The organism is Bradyrhizobium hipponense (genome assembly GCF_008123965.1).
Lineage (GTDB): Bacteria > Pseudomonadota > Alphaproteobacteria > Rhizobiales > Xanthobacteraceae > Bradyrhizobium > Bradyrhizobium hipponense.
The window spans coordinates 76,004-91,793 of record NZ_VSTH01000051.1; the positions used below are offsets into that span (position 1 = coordinate 76,004).

Consider the following 15,790-nt stretch of genomic DNA (forward strand, 5'->3'; position numbering starts at 1 on the left):
ATTTGTGATGGGCTACGCCAGCAAGGAAGATATCGACGAGCTTTACGGCACCGATCTCCTGGTCCGCGTAGCCGATTACAACAAGGACGGCACGCCGGACCCCGAGGTCATCGCCAAGGGGCTCCAGGCAGCCGACGAGATTTGCGACGCCTACCTGTCGGCGCAGTACACGATCCCAGTAGTCCCCACGCCCGGCGTGGTGAAGAACTGCGCGATCGACATCGCCGTCTACAAGATGGCGCTCGGCCGCACCGGCCGCACGGACGAAATGCGTGTGCGTTATGAGGACGCGCTAGCGCTGCTGGAGAAGATTTCCACCGGCAAGGTCGGCCTCGGGCTTCCGCCTGAGACGGTCGACAACGGCGACGGCACGAGCACAACGACCAACCCGAACGTCCGGCGCTCAGGAGGCTCGTTCGACTGCGGGAGGGCCTAATGGCCGGCCTTAAGCTCGACGTCGACGATCATGATTTCCGCCGCCTCACCCGGCGCATCGGCGACCTGCTGCACGACGTGCTCGAAATGCACACCGTGTACGCCCAGGCCGCGGAATACATGAAGCGGTCCACCGAGAACCGCCTGCTGCGCAGCAAGACCTCGCCAGACGGCGAGCGTTGGGAAGCGCTGCGCGACGTGACCGTCAACCTGAAGGGTCACGACACCATCCTGTTCGAGACCGGCGAGCTGGCCAACAGCATCCAGATCGGCGACGTCAGCAATGACGGCTTCGAGCTGATCTCCAACGCGCCGCACGCCTCCTTCATGCAGGAAGGCATCAAGCGGACGCGCGGAATGATCAAGAACAAGAAGGTCCCCGCCCGTCCGTTCATGGGCTTCTCGGAAGAAAACAAACGACGGATCGCCCTGATGATCCGTGACTATCTGGCGCATGGAGGCGACTGATGAGCAAGATCGTCGACTTCCGCCAGCGGATTATCGACACGGTCAAGGCGATGTACCCCGACATGGATGTCGAGTGGTACGACGGCCTTTTCGACGAGCATGACATCGCTGAGTGGACGCTGAAGACTCCGTGCGCCCGCGTCGCGGTCATGAACTCGACCGGCGACCATGAAGCGACCGGCGAGCTGAACGCGCGCCTCCGCTGCCTGATCGTCATCATCGACGAGAACCGGTACGCCGCCCTCGATGGCGACGCCCGTGCCTGGGAGTACGTCGAGAGCATCGCCATCATGGCGAACCTGAACCAATTCGGCGACCCGAACGCGGCGCCAGCAACCAACGTGAAGTTCCGGCGGATCAGTCAGCCGGTGCTCCGGCGCGAAGGCGTGTCGGTCGGCGTGGTGGAATGGGAAAGCGACCTGACGATCGGCCACAACCGCATCGCCGAGCGTGAATACTTCTACCGGCCGGATGGCTCCCGGATCACCCAGCTGCCTCTGACGGCCCACACCCGCGGTCATGTGCATACCGCGGCCGGCGTGGTGTCCGACGAGACGACGGACTTCGACGTCGAGAGGTAACGATGAAGGCCCTTCTCGCCATCGAGCGGCGCTTGCAGGACATCGAACGCAAGTTCGAGAACAAGGAGCGCCTCGGCAAGATCACGGCGGTCAAGTTCGAAAAAGACCGCTGGTACGTCAAGATGAACGACGGCGAGGACCAGACGCCCAGCGGATCGCAGTCAAGCGCCAATCCGATGGACGGCGAGGGCACCTTCAAGAGCGACTGGCAACCCTGGCTGGCTCACTCTCACGGCACCATCAAGTTCTCGATCCCGCCGAAGGTTGGGCAACAGGCGCTGCTGCGATCGGCCGGCGGCATCCCCGAGCTTTCCACGATTGAGCCTCATCACTACGGCCCGCAGGCGCCTTCGCCGCACGGCAAGCAGGATGAGACTGTCGGCCTGATCCACGAGAAAGAGGATCAGCAGCACTGGCAGCACGCGACCAAGGACACGAACCACCTCATCATCAAGTCCAAGAAGAAGTCGGGCAGCATCGGCGGCCTCGGCGACATCGGCGGGCTCGGTGATCTCGCAGGCATCGGCCAGATGGCAGGCCTGAGCGGCATGGACTTCTCCGGCATGCTCGGCAGCCTCGGCAACCTCGATATGAGCAGCCTGGGCAACCTGGCGAACCTCGACATTTCGAGCATCACCAACATGACGGGGCTTGGCGGCCTCGGTCTCGGCGACCTCTCGCAGCTCGCCAACGTCGGCGCCATGGCCAAGCTCGCGGGTCTCCCCGATCTGGCGCAGCTCGGCAACATCGCCAACATCGCGCAGCAGGTCAAAGCCGGCGGCCTTATGGGCGTCGTTGGCGGCATGATCGGCGGCGGAGCGGGCGGCGGAGCAGGTGTCCCGGCCAGTCAGGGCGGAGGCCAGAAGGCTGAAGCGCCCAAGCTTCCGGAAGTCCCGGAGGACGGTGACGACGGCGTCACCCAGGTCAAGTCGACCAAGGAGTTCATCCTCAAGACGGTCGGCAAGAACAAGTCCTACTACCGGCAGGACGAAGAGAAGGTCCACATCCGCTACGGCGAGAAAGACGCCAAGGGCGACGTCCTGATGGACGAGAACCAGGTCAAGGTCCAGTTCAAGGACAAGAAGGCCATGGTGAAGTGGACCGAGGAAGATCTCACGGTCCAGATGGGCGACGACGACAAGTCCCGCATCCACATGACCGAAGAGGCTGTCCATCTCTCGCAGGGCGACAACGCCCACATCGAGATGAAGGAAGACGGCATCCTCTACAAAGTCGGCGATGCGTCGATGTACCTGGAGGATGGCGGCCTGACCGTCACGATCGCCGGCACCTTCTGGAAGTTCTCCGGCAGCGGTCTGCATCAGACCGGCGGCGACATCGGCCACAACAAGAAATCCATCGGCTACATGCACATCCACGGTGCGACGCCGCCCCCGAGCTTGCCCTTCCAGGGCGACGAAGGCTCCGCTCATACGGGCGGGCCCACGGACGCTGGCGGCGGACCTGATCCGGGGACGGGCACGGCCTAAAAGGGAACACCCACATGAAAGACTACACCGTCGTGCGCGACTTCTGGCGCAACGGCATCCTGCAGCCTGCCGGAAAAGTTCTCCGGCTGGCGGCGTCGGAAGCCAAGTATCTGGCGCACGCTGTCGAAGAGGCAGCAATCGAGGTCGAGCAGAAGGTCGAGACCGCTGTGAAGCGCGTCCGCGGCCAGAAGCCGCTCGCGGTCGCCGTGGTGGAGGCGCCGGCCGATGGCGACGACGTCTCCAACTGAGCATCTGATCGACATCGATCGGACGACCGGCGAGTACGTCCAGGGCTGGCCCCGGATTAAGCAGAGCATCTACACGATCCTCACCACACGGCTGCGCACGCGATTGATGCGCCTGTGGTGGGGCTCGAACTTCATCGACATGCAGGACAAGCCTGGCAACCAGGAAGTCCTCATGACCGGCATGATGGCTGCTATCGCCGCGATCAACACCTACGAGCCCGAGTTCAAGGTGACCCGCGTCACCATCGACGACTTCGACGCGACCGGCGACATCACGATCACGATCGAGGGCATCGATCTGGTCGACGCCGCACTGAAGAGGGTTCGTCAAACCATCTCCTGATTTCACGGCGAGGGATAAATGCCGAGTTTCGAGTCTCCCGCGCTGTACATCGACTTTGCGAGGCTTCCGCCTCCGCAGGTGATCGAGGAAATCGACTACGAAAAGCTTCTCACGGGCTACCAGCAGCAGGTTCTCGCAAAGAACTCTGCACTCGAAGCCGCGCTGAAGCTTGAGCAGTCGCCCACGAACATCATCCTGGAGGCCGAGGCCTACGGAGAGATGATCGTCCGCGAGCGCATCAACGCCGCGGCTCGCGCCTCCATGCTGCCGTTCGCCACGGGGTCTGACCTCGACGTGATCGGCGCCCGGTTCAATGTGCAGCGAATGGACGGCGAGTTGGATCCTCGCCTCCGCAGGCGCATCCAGCTCTCGATGGAGAGCTACACGACGGCCGGCAGCCCCGGCTCCTACATCTTTCACGCGCTGAGCACCTCGACGAGCGTCAAGGACGCCACCGCGGTCGCCGAGCGCGGCACCGGCCGGGTCACCGTCACCATCATGGCGGACGGCACCGATCCGGTACCTGGCCAGCCGCTAGTCGACGCCGTCTACGACCGACTCATGTCGGACGGCATCAAGCCGCTGACCGACGACATCTCCGTCCTGCCGGTCACCAAGATCTCGGCCGACATCACCGCCAACCTGACGCTTTACCCTGGCCCTGACGCCTCGCTCGTCGTTGCCGACATCAACAAGGCGCTGACTGCGCTGCGCGCCCGCGTCTCTCAGATCGGCCGCGACCTGAAGCGGTCCGCCGTCCTCGCCGCCCTCACGCGAGAGGGCGTGCAGAACGTCGAAACGGACTTTCAGGACATCAACGTCGGCACGGGCGCAGTCGTCTGGATCACCTCCGCCAGCGTGAACGTCTCAAGCTTCCGCGAGGAGTAATCCATGGCAGCTCGCCTGCTGGACCACATTCTTGCGCCGAATGCGACGCTCTACGAGCGCACCCTGGCTTCGCAGGTCGATCGGCTCCTCTCGCTGGACACCGATCGACTGCGCCGGCTCTGGGATCCCTACCGATGTCATATCGACGACCTGCCGTACCTGGCCTGGTCGTTCTCGGTTGACCTCTGGGACACGGGCTGGCCCGAGGCCAAGAAGCGCAAGGTCGTCGCCGACGCAATCTCTCATCACCGGATCAAGGGCACGAAGGCCGGCATGGCCACGTACCTTGACCTGGTCGACTGCGCGCTGAATGATCTGATCGTTCCCCCGGCGCGTGGTTACCGCATGCCGGCGATGACGAACGACGAGTTCATGTCCTGGCTGGTGCATCTGCCCCAGATCAGGATGTATCCGTACGTTATTCGAGACCCCGCGGGCCCCCGCGAGTTCCGGATGAAGGACGTGTACTTCCGGAACGATAACTTCCGCGAGCCCAGCATCGGGCCTCAGATCTACGGTCGGAAGGCGTCCATCTACAAGGATGGTATCGAGACCTTCATCAAGCTGGAAGCCATGACCGAGCTTGGCGGCCAGCTCGTCGAGCGGGTCTCGTTCGCCAACAAGTCGACCCGCGACTATCACAGCGATGGCTTTCGCGGTCAGAAATTCTACGAGCCGACCGACGCGGCCGACAACATCGTCACGGTGCGGCTCAACCAGGCTGCATCCGATCTGATCTCGGTGACGCCGGGGCTTACGCCTCAGGATGTTCGCCCGACGCAGATCTCGGAAAAGCACACCGCCTATTCGGCGCAGCACTTCCACGACTACAATGCCTCGTTCCGCGGGAAAAACTTCCGCTGCGAGACGGACGCAGCCCACTGGATCTACGATCGAGTGTCTCTGCACAGCAAGGAAGACCTGCCCGCAGGCCTGGCCGTGAAGTCCTACCGCGGACACATCCGATACGGCATCCAGCCCTACACGGCTCAGGCAAGGGTCAGCGTTCCCACGGTTCGCTCAAATGCTCTGGGCTTCGGCGGCAGATTCCGAAACGGCTTCCGCGTCCCCAGCGACATGTCGAAGCTCGACGATGCCTGCGGAGCAATCGTCGCCGTCAAGCCTCTGCGAGACACGGTCCTCGTCGACACGGTCAACTACCGAGTCGTGCGCCTCAAGGATCGTCGCCGCCTGGGAACGTTCAGGCTCGGCGAAATCAAGAAGGTCGCGTGAGCGACTAGGACCATCAAGATCAACCCCAAGCCGCCCCTCACCCGGGCGGCTTTTGAATTTTGGGAACACCAGTGGAAAACAAAATCATCTTCCATGCGAACATCGATGATGATCCGACCGACTTCACGCGGTTGCAGGATTTCGCCGAAGCTTCGCTCGACCACGTCGTCCTCGACGGCATCAGCAGCCTGACCAAGTACGTCGGCTTCGGCGTCACGAAGTCGGCTGTGACGCAGATCTCTGTCGCGACTGGCCGTCTCTATTCGGCCGGCAAGGTCTACTCCTCGGCGGACAACGCCTGGAGCAAGGACTTCATCACGCAGCTGCCGGTCGCCGGCAAGCGCATCGCTTCGGTCGTGACCTGGGGGCAGGAGTCGGACACCGACATCCGTCCGCGCCAGTTCCTGATCAACGCTGAGACGCGCCAGGCTGAGCCGCAGGCCGTTCCGCTGGTTCACTCCCGCGTCGCGAGCCTCAACGTCGTGCTCGGTGCCGAGGCTCCGGACCCGACCGCGCCGCTGGTGGACGCCGGCTACACGGTCATCGCCAACGTCGTCCTGACGCCGACCGGCGTCGACACGATCACGATGGTCACCGACAACCAGCTGCCGAGCGTGCAGGCGCACGAGCAGCGAATCGACGACCTCGAAGTCTTCGAGGAGACCGCCGGTCTCCAGATCAAGACGCTCGCTTCCGACATCGCGGCCCTCAAGGCTGCCGGCTCGAAAGGCGACGTCGATCAGGCCACCATGGGCCGCACGCTGGTTCGTCTGGCCGTGCTCGAGTCCAAGAACGGCGTGGTCTACAACGCGATCGACTCGGACGCGAACTTCTTCCTCGACACCACGAAGTCGCAGCTGGATGACCCGCTATCGCATGTGAAGGTGGAAGAGGGCATCCGTATGCCGCACGCCGCCGAAGGCGCCGCGGCCCTCCAGATCTTCAACCCGCTTGATCCGAGCGCGACGATCAAGAACGGCATCATGTTCCCCGCCTACACGCGGGAAGCCTGGCTCCAGTCCGGCAACATCAGCGGTGAGCTGCAAGTCGCGGCTTACTCGGTCCAGTCGTTCGACATGGTCCAGAAGATGATGTCGAAGACCCGCATCCGATACGGCGACGAGTTCTACGTCTGCACGAACAGCTTGTTCTGGCAGACCGGACAGTACAACGGCGCCGGCCTGTTCTTCCGCGACGGGGCGACCTACGAGGTCGAGAACCCGCAGGACACGCCGTACCACGCCTTCATCCGCCTGCGTCAGATCTGGATCGACCGCTGGGATGAGCCGTACTGGGAAAAGGTGACGACCACCACCACGGTGACCGGCACCCAGATCGCCGAGACCTGGCTCCAGGGCCAGAACATGTGGCTCGATGCCGTTGGCGTCTGGTTCACCCGTCTCGCGGCCTCCGGCTCGGCTCACTTCGCCATCGTCGAGGTCTCCGACTACGGTCTGCCGAACCTCAAGGCGTGTATCGCTCAGACCACGGTGCTCCGCGAGAACCTCGTTCTCCAAGGAGAGACCAAGGTCTCGTTCCAGCCGACCTTCCTCCAGGCCGGTAAGCGCTACGCGGTCGTCGTGACCACGGCAGCCGACCACTGGGTCGCCACGGTCCCGGGTCAGCAGTTCACGTCCGGCACGTTCTTCTACGTGCTCGATGGCGCCTACGCCCAGGGCGATGCGTTCAAGGATCTGTGGATGCGGCTCTACCGCTGCAAGTTCAACCAGGCCCGTGCGGTCATCACGTTGAACCCCCTGCAGCTGGCCGGCGGCATTCTCGCGATCGACCTGCTCACCGGCACGGTCGTCCCGGACGGCACCTCGCTCACGTACGAGATCCAGGTCGGTTCGACTTGGTACAACTTCCTCGACGTGGACAAGTACATGCTCGGCCAGGGCGGCACGATCCCGCCGCTGCTCCCGCTGCGAGCCGTCTTCATGGGCTCCGTCGACTGCATGCCGTGCATCAACCTGGCTGACAGCTCGGTCTACGTGTCCCGCCCGGATGTCTATGCGCAGCACGTCTCCAAGACGCGCACGCTGCCGGCGGCCTCGACCTCGATCCGAGTCATCGAGCGCTACGAATACTTCGATCCGGCCTACCACACGGCAAGCTGCAAGCTTCTGACCGGTGCGGGCTTCACGACGCAAGTATCTCCGTCCTCGGTCTCCACCTGGATCGATCCGGACGATGGCGCTTACGAGAAGACCTACGTCTTCAACCTCGGCGCAGCGATCACGCAGTTCAGGAAGCTGACCCGTCTCGACACCTCGACCAACCAGCGTGTGTTCCACGTCGGTTGGCAAAAGGACTACGCCGTCTAAGGCGGAAAGGACAACTCCAACATGACCGACAACACGAACGCGGCCACCCCCGAGGTGGTCGCGAGCGAACCCGCGCCGGCTCCCGTCTACTACGACGTGAAGCTGAACGCCCGGTTCACGCTGCAAGACTTCAATTACCTGCCGAGGGACCATCACATCGTGGACAAGACGGTCTACGACGCGATGGAAGCCGCGGGGGTGGTTGCCGATGTCAAGCAACTTTCCTGAGCTTGTATTCAGCGAGGATGAAGACTTCACGGCTGATCGTTTGAACTCGGCGATGGAGGTGCTCGATAAGCGCCTCCGCGCCCTGGAGCCCTTCACGCCTTCTTGGCAGCAGGCAGTCAACGATCTGCGTGACGTCGGTCTCTCTCGTTTGAACGACGCCATACTGCCGGCGTATCAGCGCATCCAGCTGCTGTCCACGCTCGGCTTCCTCTTCGCTGGTTCGTCCAGCGAAGTCACTCTCACCAACGACATGACTGCGACGTTCATCATCGACGGTGAAACGCAGAAGTCTCTATTCACGCCTACGCCATTCCTGGCGCTGACGCGCTCCTCGACGGTCGATGACTGGGCTATCGCCCAGCTGATCTCCTACGAGGCTGCGACCGGCACCTTGATGGTGAAGGTCAAGGCGATCACCGGCAACGCCGGCCCGCACACTGATTGGCAGATCGGCGCATGCGCGGGTAATACCGCCGCTGCGATGGCGTATTTCGCCCAGATCGATGCGGCCCGCAACCAGTCGAACGTTGCCAAGGCGGCGACCGCAGCTGATCGCGTGCAGACCGGACTTGACCGGGTCCAGACTGGGCTCGACGTTACGGCTGCAAACATTGCCAAGGAACAGGCGCAGGCGGCTGCCTCGGGTGCAGGCACCTGGGATCCGACGAACTACGCGCTGAAGACCTACGTCGACAACGCCATCGCCAACCTGATCGGGGCAGCTCCGTCCACATTGGACACGCTGCAGGAGATTGCGCAGCGGTTCGTCACGGACGAGAACGCGCTCAACTCTCTGACCACCACGGTTTCTGGAAAGCTCCAGAAGTCGATGAACCTCAGCGACTTGACGGATACGGTTGCTGCAAAGGCAAACCTTGGCATCTCGTTCGCCAATCCGACATCGAAGTCGGGCCTTGCTGCCGTGGCCGGATCGGCCGTCACCTACATGCGCTCGGATGCTGCTCCGGCAATCGATGTCTCGATTTCGCCGACCTGGACGGGAAAGCACATCTACCAGTATTCGTCTGGACTGAGCTACGTCCATCAGACGAGCACCTGGGGTGGGCTCTCGGTCTACGCTCCCGACCAAGGAACCGCCTTCATCAGCTATCATCGCGGCGTTTATGCGGTGAACGCTGGTCTCGACGGCGACAACTGGTGGCGCATCGGCGGTTGGTCTGATGGCGCTGCCTGGCGCTTCGGCGTCAGCCCGGCTGGTCTGATGCAGTCCGCAGGCTACGGCGCAAACACCACGCCAGTGGCAAGCCAGGTTCGAGCCGCAGGCGACATCATCTACGGCGTCTCCGATGTGCGTCTGAAGAAGGACATCGAGACGATCGAGAACGCTCTGGAGAAGATCCGGCAGCTGCGAGGCGTCACCTGGGATCAGAGCGATCTGGCCAAGGAGCTGAAGGCGCCTGATCAGCCCCGCCGCAAGGCAGGTCTGCTGGCTCAGGATCTGCAGAAGGTTCTGCCTGAAGCGGTCGGCCTCGCGCCGTTTGACACCGACAAGTTCGGTAGGAGCAAGTCGGGGCTCGACCTCCTGAACATCTACTACGAGCAGCTCTCCGGCCTCTTGGTCGAGGCTGTCAAGGAGTTGGCGGACAGGAATGATGCGCTCGAAGCGCGCCTGGCCAAGCTCGAAGCAAAACTGGGGGTCTAAGAAATGGCCGTTCCATCATCAGGAGCGGTCGCTTTCTCGACCGTCAACTCTGTCTTCGGCTACGGCGGCGCGATGAGCAGCTACGTCGGCAAGTATTACTACTGGTACGATCCAAACTGGGGTGTGCGCTCCGCCCAATTCCCCGGCTCGAACTTCCCGATGACGATGTTCTACGGCACGTCGGGCCACGACGAATGGAATTGTGCCTGCGACTGCAACTGCGCCTGCGGCAAATAACGGAGGTCACTGATGGCTATTGCTACCTCAGGCAGCATCGCAATGTCGACGGTCCAATCAGTTTTCGCCCGAGGCTACTCCATTAGCGGATATCGCGGGACGCAATACTACACGTCGGCGGGATTGGGAACTTTCCCGACTGGAGGCTTCCCATTCTCGGCGTTCTACGGGACGTCACCCAATAATGAGTGGGCTTGCGCCTGCGACTGTAACTGCAACTGCGGCAAATGAGGACACATGGAAAAGAAATTCAGCTTCAAAGTGAAGGACTGGAGCGCTGACGGCTCAGCGCGAGTGGAATACATCCACGGCACGCTCGGCACCATCACCAAGTCCGTCTTCATTCCGCTGAACTTCTCCGAGGAGGAGCAGCGCAGCGCGATCGCGATGCAGTTCCCGTCGACCATGTTCCACTCACGGTGGCTTGGTTATCTGCAACGCGAGGCACCTCTTCCGGCACCCGCCGCCATGGAAGGGGAGTTCACGTTCAGCCTCGATCGGCCGGATGACAATCTGGTCGAGCAGGCGCACGAGATCGAAAAGGTCTGATGCGCCGCAAGCGTATGCGGTTCGGAAGTTTTATGGTCACGCTCTTCACCTGCTACGCGGGTGAGGAGCGGATCATTCCTCCTGGCGAACTGAACCGGGGCATCACTGAAGCCCCGATCGATGATCTCATCGAGATCAACAAGAATGCCAAGCCGCTAAACCCCATCACGGTCTTCACCAAGGGATCGTTCGAGATGGATCTCGGCTGGGACAAACCATTCCCTATCAAGGCGGGTGAGGGTGGATACAGAGGCGCTTTTGCGGAGCGTCTGGACAACATTCGGCTACGTGCAGTCGAAGACGGCAGCGAATATCACTGCATTCTTCCGCTCGATCGAACGGCTCGATACTGGGACAGGCGCCCAGTGAGCTGTGACGAGGGTCAAGCGATCGAGCTTTCCGCCGGCCAGTTTCTATACATCGCGACGGGCGCGATCGAGATTGGCGGCAAGACCTTCACCGGTCCTGCCATGGTGGAGTCATCCAAGGACCAGACTGCAATGGCCACAGAGCGTGTGATCGGTGCAAAGATATGGATCTGAGTTTCAAACCCAAACACTACCTCCCGGTCCTGTACACGGGATTGGCCGCCGTTGTGCTCGGCGCAATTCTCGTGCTGATCGGCGTGGTTTGGTGGCCGTGGCTGCTCCTGACCTGGAGCGTCTACTGCTTCCTGGCTATCACCAATTCGGCCGGTCACCACCGGCTATTCTGTCATGGCTCATACGAGACATCGACATTCTGGGAAGTGTTCCTGATCCTGACGGGGACGCTGTCCTGCTATAGCTCGTCGCTGCAATACTGCGTGACCCACAGCTGGCACCACAAATACGCGGACACCGATGGTGATCCCCATCACTTCGAGTCGTTCTGGGACGTTTTCCGTGAGAGCTATCGCATGGAGAACGCCCCGCTCAGCAGCCGGAAGGCAATGGCCAGACTCCTGAAGCGTCCGGGCCATGCCTTCTTCCATCGCTACTTCTGGGCTTTCCCGGCCCTGATGGTGGTGATCCTGGCCCTCATCGGCTGGAAGGTGCTCCTGTTTGGATATGTGGCTCCGGTGGGCATCATCCTGTTCTCGGCAGCGATGTTCAACTTCCTGTCCCACGACGACGACGGTCCGAACAACAAAACAATCGCGCTGTTCGTCTCTGGCGAGGGTAGGCACAAGCTCCATCACGAGAACCCGCACCTTTGGGATTTGCGGCAGAGGTGGTGGCACATCGATCCGAGCGCCTGGCTCATCTCGCTCATCAAGAGGTAACAATGCCGACGATCCGCTTTCTGACGCCTGCGGACTATCCAGACATGTGCGATATCCTGGACAAGCACACCAGCGGTCCAGGCGCCTATGCCAATGACCGCACCGCCGCTCCGTCAGCGGATTTTAACTGGCATGCGAAGTGGTACATCGACACGCTCTTCGAGGCGGCGATGACCAACTTCTTCGGCTACTTCGATGACGAGGGGCGACTCGCGGCGTTCGTTTGCTTCATCCGGTGGGTTAACGACACCGATATCTCCATCAACATCAAGGTGGAAGACCCGACCATCGATCTCCCTCGTGCGGAGGGGGCTCGCTGGTCGGATGTCACCATCGACCTGATCAACTGGGGTGTCGGCTACTTCTACTCAGAAGGCGTGACGACGTTCTGGACGCTGATGATGAGTGGGCAAGAGGCCGCAAGCTTCGCCGCCCATGAGAACTGCATCCTCAACCAGTACGGCAAGGAAAAAGTCCTGTCGCTTCCGGCCGGCGAGTTGCCGCCGGAGCAATATCGGCGTGTGCAGTGGATGCCGATTTTTCAGGACTCGGAGATCTACAAATACACCGATCCGCTGCCGCTGTCTGAATACCTGAAAGTAGAGAATGATCCGACTGGACTTGCTGGATAGGGACGGGGAGGTCGTGCCCCTGTTCTATGATCAGCACACGTCACGACTGATGGACCAAAACGGCTGGCGAGCCATCGACTTCACGGGGCACCAGCTACTCGAGTCCGCGCCGACAGAGCGCCGCAAGTTCATTGCGGTCGACTACGACCAGCCGGGCAAGAAGGTCCGCGAGGTCACCAAGCTGAAGATCCAGCTCGGCCTCGGCTGCAACTATTCCTGCGCCTACTGCCTTCAGGCGGCGCAGATCCACAAGGCCGCAGCGTCATCGACGCGCGATGCCAGCGAGTTCCTCTCGAACATCGACAACTGGATCGGCGCTCCCGAGGGCATGGAGAAGGTCGAGCTGTGGGGCGGCGAGCCGCTGCTCTACTGGAAGAAGATCGAGGTTCTCGCGCCCGCGCTGAAGGAGAAGTTCCCGAACGCCCGCTTCTCGATCATCACCAACGGATCGCTCCTGACCCGTGAGATCGTCGATCAGCTGAAGGCGTGGGACTTCTCGGTCTCGATCAGCCACGACGGTCCGGGCCAGCACATCCGCGGCGATGACCCGTTCGAGGATCCACACAAGTTCGCCTTCATCCAGTATGCATTCAAGCAGCTGCATCCACGCTTCTCGTTCAACTCGGTCCTGACGCCGGCAAGCCACGACGTCAGCGCCATCATCGACTGGTTCCAGGACTACTTCCCGGGATGCAATGTCGCGTTCGAGGGCGTGGTTCACAGTTACGCCGCGGACGCTTCGTCGATCTTCACGATCGAGCAGCTGGAGCAGTTCAGCGACATGCTGTCGCGCCAGCTCGTCGACGGAAGCGCGTTGCGTTCGCCGGCAATGGCAGACAAGCTCCGCAGGGCGATGACCTCGCTCGTGAACGAGCGCTCGTCTGATACCTTGTTCCAGAAGTGCGGGATGGACACGCCGGAATACCTGGCCGTCGATCTCAAGGGCAACGTCATGACCTGCCAGAACGTGGGTGCCAACGGCAACCACAAGATCGGGCATGTGGACGACTTCGAGAGCATCGCGCTCAACACCTCGCGCCACTGGAGCAAACGCGCCGAATGTCAGAGCTGCCCCGTGCTGCAGCTTTGCCAGGGTGCCTGCATGTACCAGGGCGGTGACAACTGGACGCACAGCTGCAACGCCGAGTTCTATTACAACCTAGCCTTTCTCCGCGTGGCCCTCTACGGGCTGACCGGTCGATGGCTGACTGGGTTCTCTGGCGACATCGTCAGGCCGACCCTGAAAAAGGATCGACATGTCCAAGTTCGTTAAGCTGGCAGCCCAGCTGGACAAGATCCCGCACCTGAAGCTGGGGCCAGAGTTCTTCGTGCCCCTGCTCCAGGCCGAGCTGGCTGCGATCGACGCGGCGCTCTTCGTGCCGTATCGATCCAAGAGTCACAACACGGCGCACATCGCCAAGTCCTGGCACGGCCTGTCCCTAATCTCTCCGGGCGGAACGGTTCACGGCGACCTCACCGAGGAGCCTTATGCCGGCCGCACGGACTGCGCATGGACGCCGATCGCAGAGGCCAGCCCCTACATCAAGCACGTCATCAGTGAGCTTGGCGGCGAGGGCCAGCGGGCTCGGTTCATGTGCATGCGGGCAGGCGGGAGCCTCACCTGGCACCGGCACGGCACCGAGATTTCGATCGAGCAGGGCAACATCATGGGCCAGCTCAGGCCCAACTGGTACGAGGTCATCGTCCACGTCCCGGTGCGATCGAACCCGGAATACAGCTACGAGGTCATCGCCGCTCACGAGTACGAGCTGGGCGACTTCTTCGCTGCCGGCATGAAGATCCACTCGCAGAACTATCCGGAGGGAGAGGCGTGGGCCTTCAACGGCACCCACTACCACAACGTCTTCAACCGCTCGGCCACACAGGATCGCTACTCGATCATGCTGACAGCGGACATCCGGATGAAGAAGACCTTCGACATCGTGTCGAAAGCCATTGAGGCCTATGACGGGCCGCTGATCGAGAGGTCCTGATGTCAAAGTTCGTAGAGCTGGCCAGGAAACTGGACAGCATCCCGCATCTCGACCTCGGCCGAAGCTTTGAGGTGGAGAGGCTTCAAGCGGAGCTGGACTCAATCGACTCAGCATTGTTCGTGCCGTACCGCACGGTGAGCAGATACAAGCAGCTCATCGCGAACAACTGGCAAGGCCTGTCGATGGTGGCGCCACACGGCTCCATCCATGACGATCTGACGGAGGAGTTCAACGGGCCTCCGCTCGACGCTACCTGGACGTCGGTTGCCGAGCAGTGCCCTTACATGAAGCAGGTGATCACCGAGCTTGGCGGCGAGGGCCAGCGCGTGCGCTTGATGCGAGTGATGCCCGAAGGTCGCCTGACATGGCACCGTCACGGCAACGAGACTTCGGTCGAGAACGGCAAGATCCTCGGCGGCCTTCGTCCCAACTGGCACGAGCTGATCGTCCACGTCCCTGTCAGGACGAACCCGGAGTTCAGTTACGAAGTCATCGAAGTTCCTTCATATCAATTGATCGACTTCATGACCGAGCCGCTGGCGATCCACCGCAAGAACTACCCGGCCGGCGAGGCCTGGGGTTTCAACTCGGTCCACGTCCACAACGTGTTCAACCGCTCCAAGACCGAACCGCGATACGCTCTGATGCTGAGCCTCGACATCAGGATGAAGAAGACCTTCGACATCGTCTCCAAGGCGGTCGAGCGCTACATCGCGAACGGCGAGGGGCCTTTAATGCCAGGGCTCTGAAATGCAAACCATTCTGTCTTCGAAGCCCCCTGTCGTTCTCGAAGACGACTTCAATGTTGCCACCAACGAAGACTGGGTTCGTGAGTGGCAGCTCAAGAATGATGACGAAATCGTCCCGCTCGACACGTCCTGGAAACTGTACTCGCAGCTCCAGAGACAGAACACGGGCGACATCGCCGTCATGCTCTCAACCGACAACGGTCGACTCGTCGTCACCGATCGGCAAGCCGGCAAATTCGGCCTCAGGCTGAAGCAGGCTGACGCCAATCAGTGTCCGCCCGGGACGTACCTGTATGACATCGTCCTCGTTGCTGGCGATGGCATCTACCGCTTGGTCACAGGGACGATCATCGTCCAGCAGGGGATCACCAACGTCCCCGGCCAGGAGACGTGGAAGCATGTTCCGCTGATCCTCAGACCATAACCATCGACAACAAATCCAACCCTCCAGCCGCCCCTCC

General features: G+C 61.6%; 20 protein-coding genes. All 20 read left to right on the plus strand.

The genetic code is table 11. The features are described 5' to 3' along the window. The first annotated feature begins 7 nt into the window (after positions 1-7). The 20 genes from FXV83_RS16445 (at position 8) to FXV83_RS16540 (ending at position 15,753) form a co-directional block, all read left to right on the plus strand. Positions 8-436: a gp436 family protein gene (locus FXV83_RS16445; RefSeq protein ID WP_148740454.1), complete on the plus strand. Its 429-nt coding sequence runs from the start codon at positions 8-10 to the stop codon at positions 434-436. Further along, positions 436-903, plus strand: coding sequence for a phage virion morphogenesis protein (locus FXV83_RS16450; RefSeq protein WP_148740455.1), 468 nt, complete (start codon positions 436-438; stop codon positions 901-903). The genes FXV83_RS16445 and FXV83_RS16450 overlap by 1 nt, the downstream gene beginning before the upstream one ends. Beyond that, complete coding sequence (locus FXV83_RS16455; protein ID WP_148740456.1) at positions 903-1,484, plus strand: hypothetical protein; 582 nt, start codon at positions 903-905, stop codon at positions 1,482-1,484. Before FXV83_RS16450 ends, FXV83_RS16455 begins: the two co-directional genes overlap by 1 nt. 2 nt (positions 1,485-1,486) lie before the next feature. Continuing rightward, positions 1,487-2,974, plus strand: coding sequence for a hypothetical protein (locus tag FXV83_RS16460; protein WP_148740457.1), 1,488 nt, complete (start codon positions 1,487-1,489; stop codon positions 2,972-2,974). Between the two features lie 14 nt (positions 2,975-2,988). Then, entirely contained in the window at positions 2,989-3,222 is a 234-nt protein-coding gene (locus FXV83_RS16465; protein WP_148740458.1) for a hypothetical protein, read from the plus strand. After that, positions 3,200-3,565, plus strand: coding sequence for a GPW/gp25 family protein (locus tag FXV83_RS16470; RefSeq protein WP_148740459.1), 366 nt, complete (start codon positions 3,200-3,202; stop codon positions 3,563-3,565). The genes FXV83_RS16465 and FXV83_RS16470 overlap by 23 nt, the downstream gene beginning before the upstream one ends. Before the next feature lie 18 nt (positions 3,566-3,583). Further along, the gene (locus FXV83_RS16475) at positions 3,584-4,453 is read left to right on the plus strand and encodes a baseplate assembly protein (protein ID WP_148740460.1); all 870 of its coding nucleotides are present in this window, start codon (positions 3,584-3,586) and stop codon (positions 4,451-4,453) included. Positions 4,454-4,456: 3 nt separating this feature from the next. Beyond that, positions 4,457-5,686: a phage tail protein I gene (locus FXV83_RS16480; protein WP_148740461.1), complete on the plus strand. Its 1,230-nt coding sequence runs from the start codon at positions 4,457-4,459 to the stop codon at positions 5,684-5,686. Positions 5,687-5,757: 71 nt separating this feature from the next. Then, a complete protein-coding gene (locus FXV83_RS16485; RefSeq protein ID WP_148740462.1) occupies positions 5,758-8,013 on the plus strand; it encodes a hypothetical protein in 2,256 nt (751 codons plus the stop codon). Positions 8,014-8,034: 21 nt separating this feature from the next. Continuing rightward, positions 8,035-8,241: a hypothetical protein gene (locus FXV83_RS16490; protein ID WP_148740463.1), complete on the plus strand. Its 207-nt coding sequence runs from the start codon at positions 8,035-8,037 to the stop codon at positions 8,239-8,241. Then, complete coding sequence (locus FXV83_RS16495; protein ID WP_148740464.1) at positions 8,222-9,904, plus strand: tail fiber domain-containing protein; 1,683 nt, start codon at positions 8,222-8,224, stop codon at positions 9,902-9,904. Before FXV83_RS16490 ends, FXV83_RS16495 begins: the two co-directional genes overlap by 20 nt. A 3-nt stretch (positions 9,905-9,907) precedes the next feature. Further along, on the plus strand, positions 9,908-10,141 hold the full coding sequence (locus FXV83_RS16500) for a hypothetical protein (protein WP_148740465.1): 234 nt from the start codon (positions 9,908-9,910) through the stop codon (positions 10,139-10,141). 237 nt (positions 10,142-10,378) lie between these two features. Next, positions 10,379-10,690 (plus strand): hypothetical protein, encoded by a 312-nt coding sequence (locus FXV83_RS16505; RefSeq protein WP_148740466.1) that lies wholly within the window; start codon positions 10,379-10,381, stop codon positions 10,688-10,690. Beyond that, on the plus strand, positions 10,690-11,232 hold the full coding sequence (locus tag FXV83_RS16510) for a hypothetical protein (protein ID WP_148740467.1): 543 nt from the start codon (positions 10,690-10,692) through the stop codon (positions 11,230-11,232). The genes FXV83_RS16505 and FXV83_RS16510 overlap by 1 nt, the downstream gene beginning before the upstream one ends. Next, positions 11,223-11,954 (plus strand): hypothetical protein, encoded by a 732-nt coding sequence (locus FXV83_RS16515; RefSeq protein WP_148740468.1) that lies wholly within the window; start codon positions 11,223-11,225, stop codon positions 11,952-11,954. The genes FXV83_RS16510 and FXV83_RS16515 overlap by 10 nt, the downstream gene beginning before the upstream one ends. A gap of 2 nt (positions 11,955-11,956) precedes the next feature. Then, on the plus strand, positions 11,957-12,586 hold the full coding sequence (locus tag FXV83_RS16520) for a hypothetical protein (protein ID WP_148740469.1): 630 nt from the start codon (positions 11,957-11,959) through the stop codon (positions 12,584-12,586). Positions 12,587-12,599: 13 nt separating this feature from the next. Next, positions 12,600-13,859 (plus strand): radical SAM/SPASM domain-containing protein, encoded by a 1,260-nt coding sequence (locus tag FXV83_RS16525; RefSeq protein WP_187435951.1) that lies wholly within the window; start codon positions 12,600-12,602, stop codon positions 13,857-13,859. Next, positions 13,843-14,580, plus strand: coding sequence for an aspartyl/asparaginyl beta-hydroxylase domain-containing protein (locus FXV83_RS16530; RefSeq protein WP_148740471.1), 738 nt, complete (start codon positions 13,843-13,845; stop codon positions 14,578-14,580). Before FXV83_RS16525 ends, FXV83_RS16530 begins: the two co-directional genes overlap by 17 nt. Further along, complete coding sequence (locus tag FXV83_RS16535) at positions 14,580-15,329, plus strand: aspartyl/asparaginyl beta-hydroxylase domain-containing protein (RefSeq protein WP_148740472.1); 750 nt, start codon at positions 14,580-14,582, stop codon at positions 15,327-15,329. The genes FXV83_RS16530 and FXV83_RS16535 overlap by 1 nt, the downstream gene beginning before the upstream one ends. A gap of 1 nt (position 15,330) precedes the next feature. Further along, positions 15,331-15,753 carry a hypothetical protein gene (locus tag FXV83_RS16540; protein WP_148740473.1) on the plus strand — a complete coding sequence of 141 codons (423 nt, stop codon included), beginning with the start codon at positions 15,331-15,333 and terminating at the stop codon, positions 15,751-15,753. Positions 15,754-15,790: the final 37 nt, after the last annotated feature.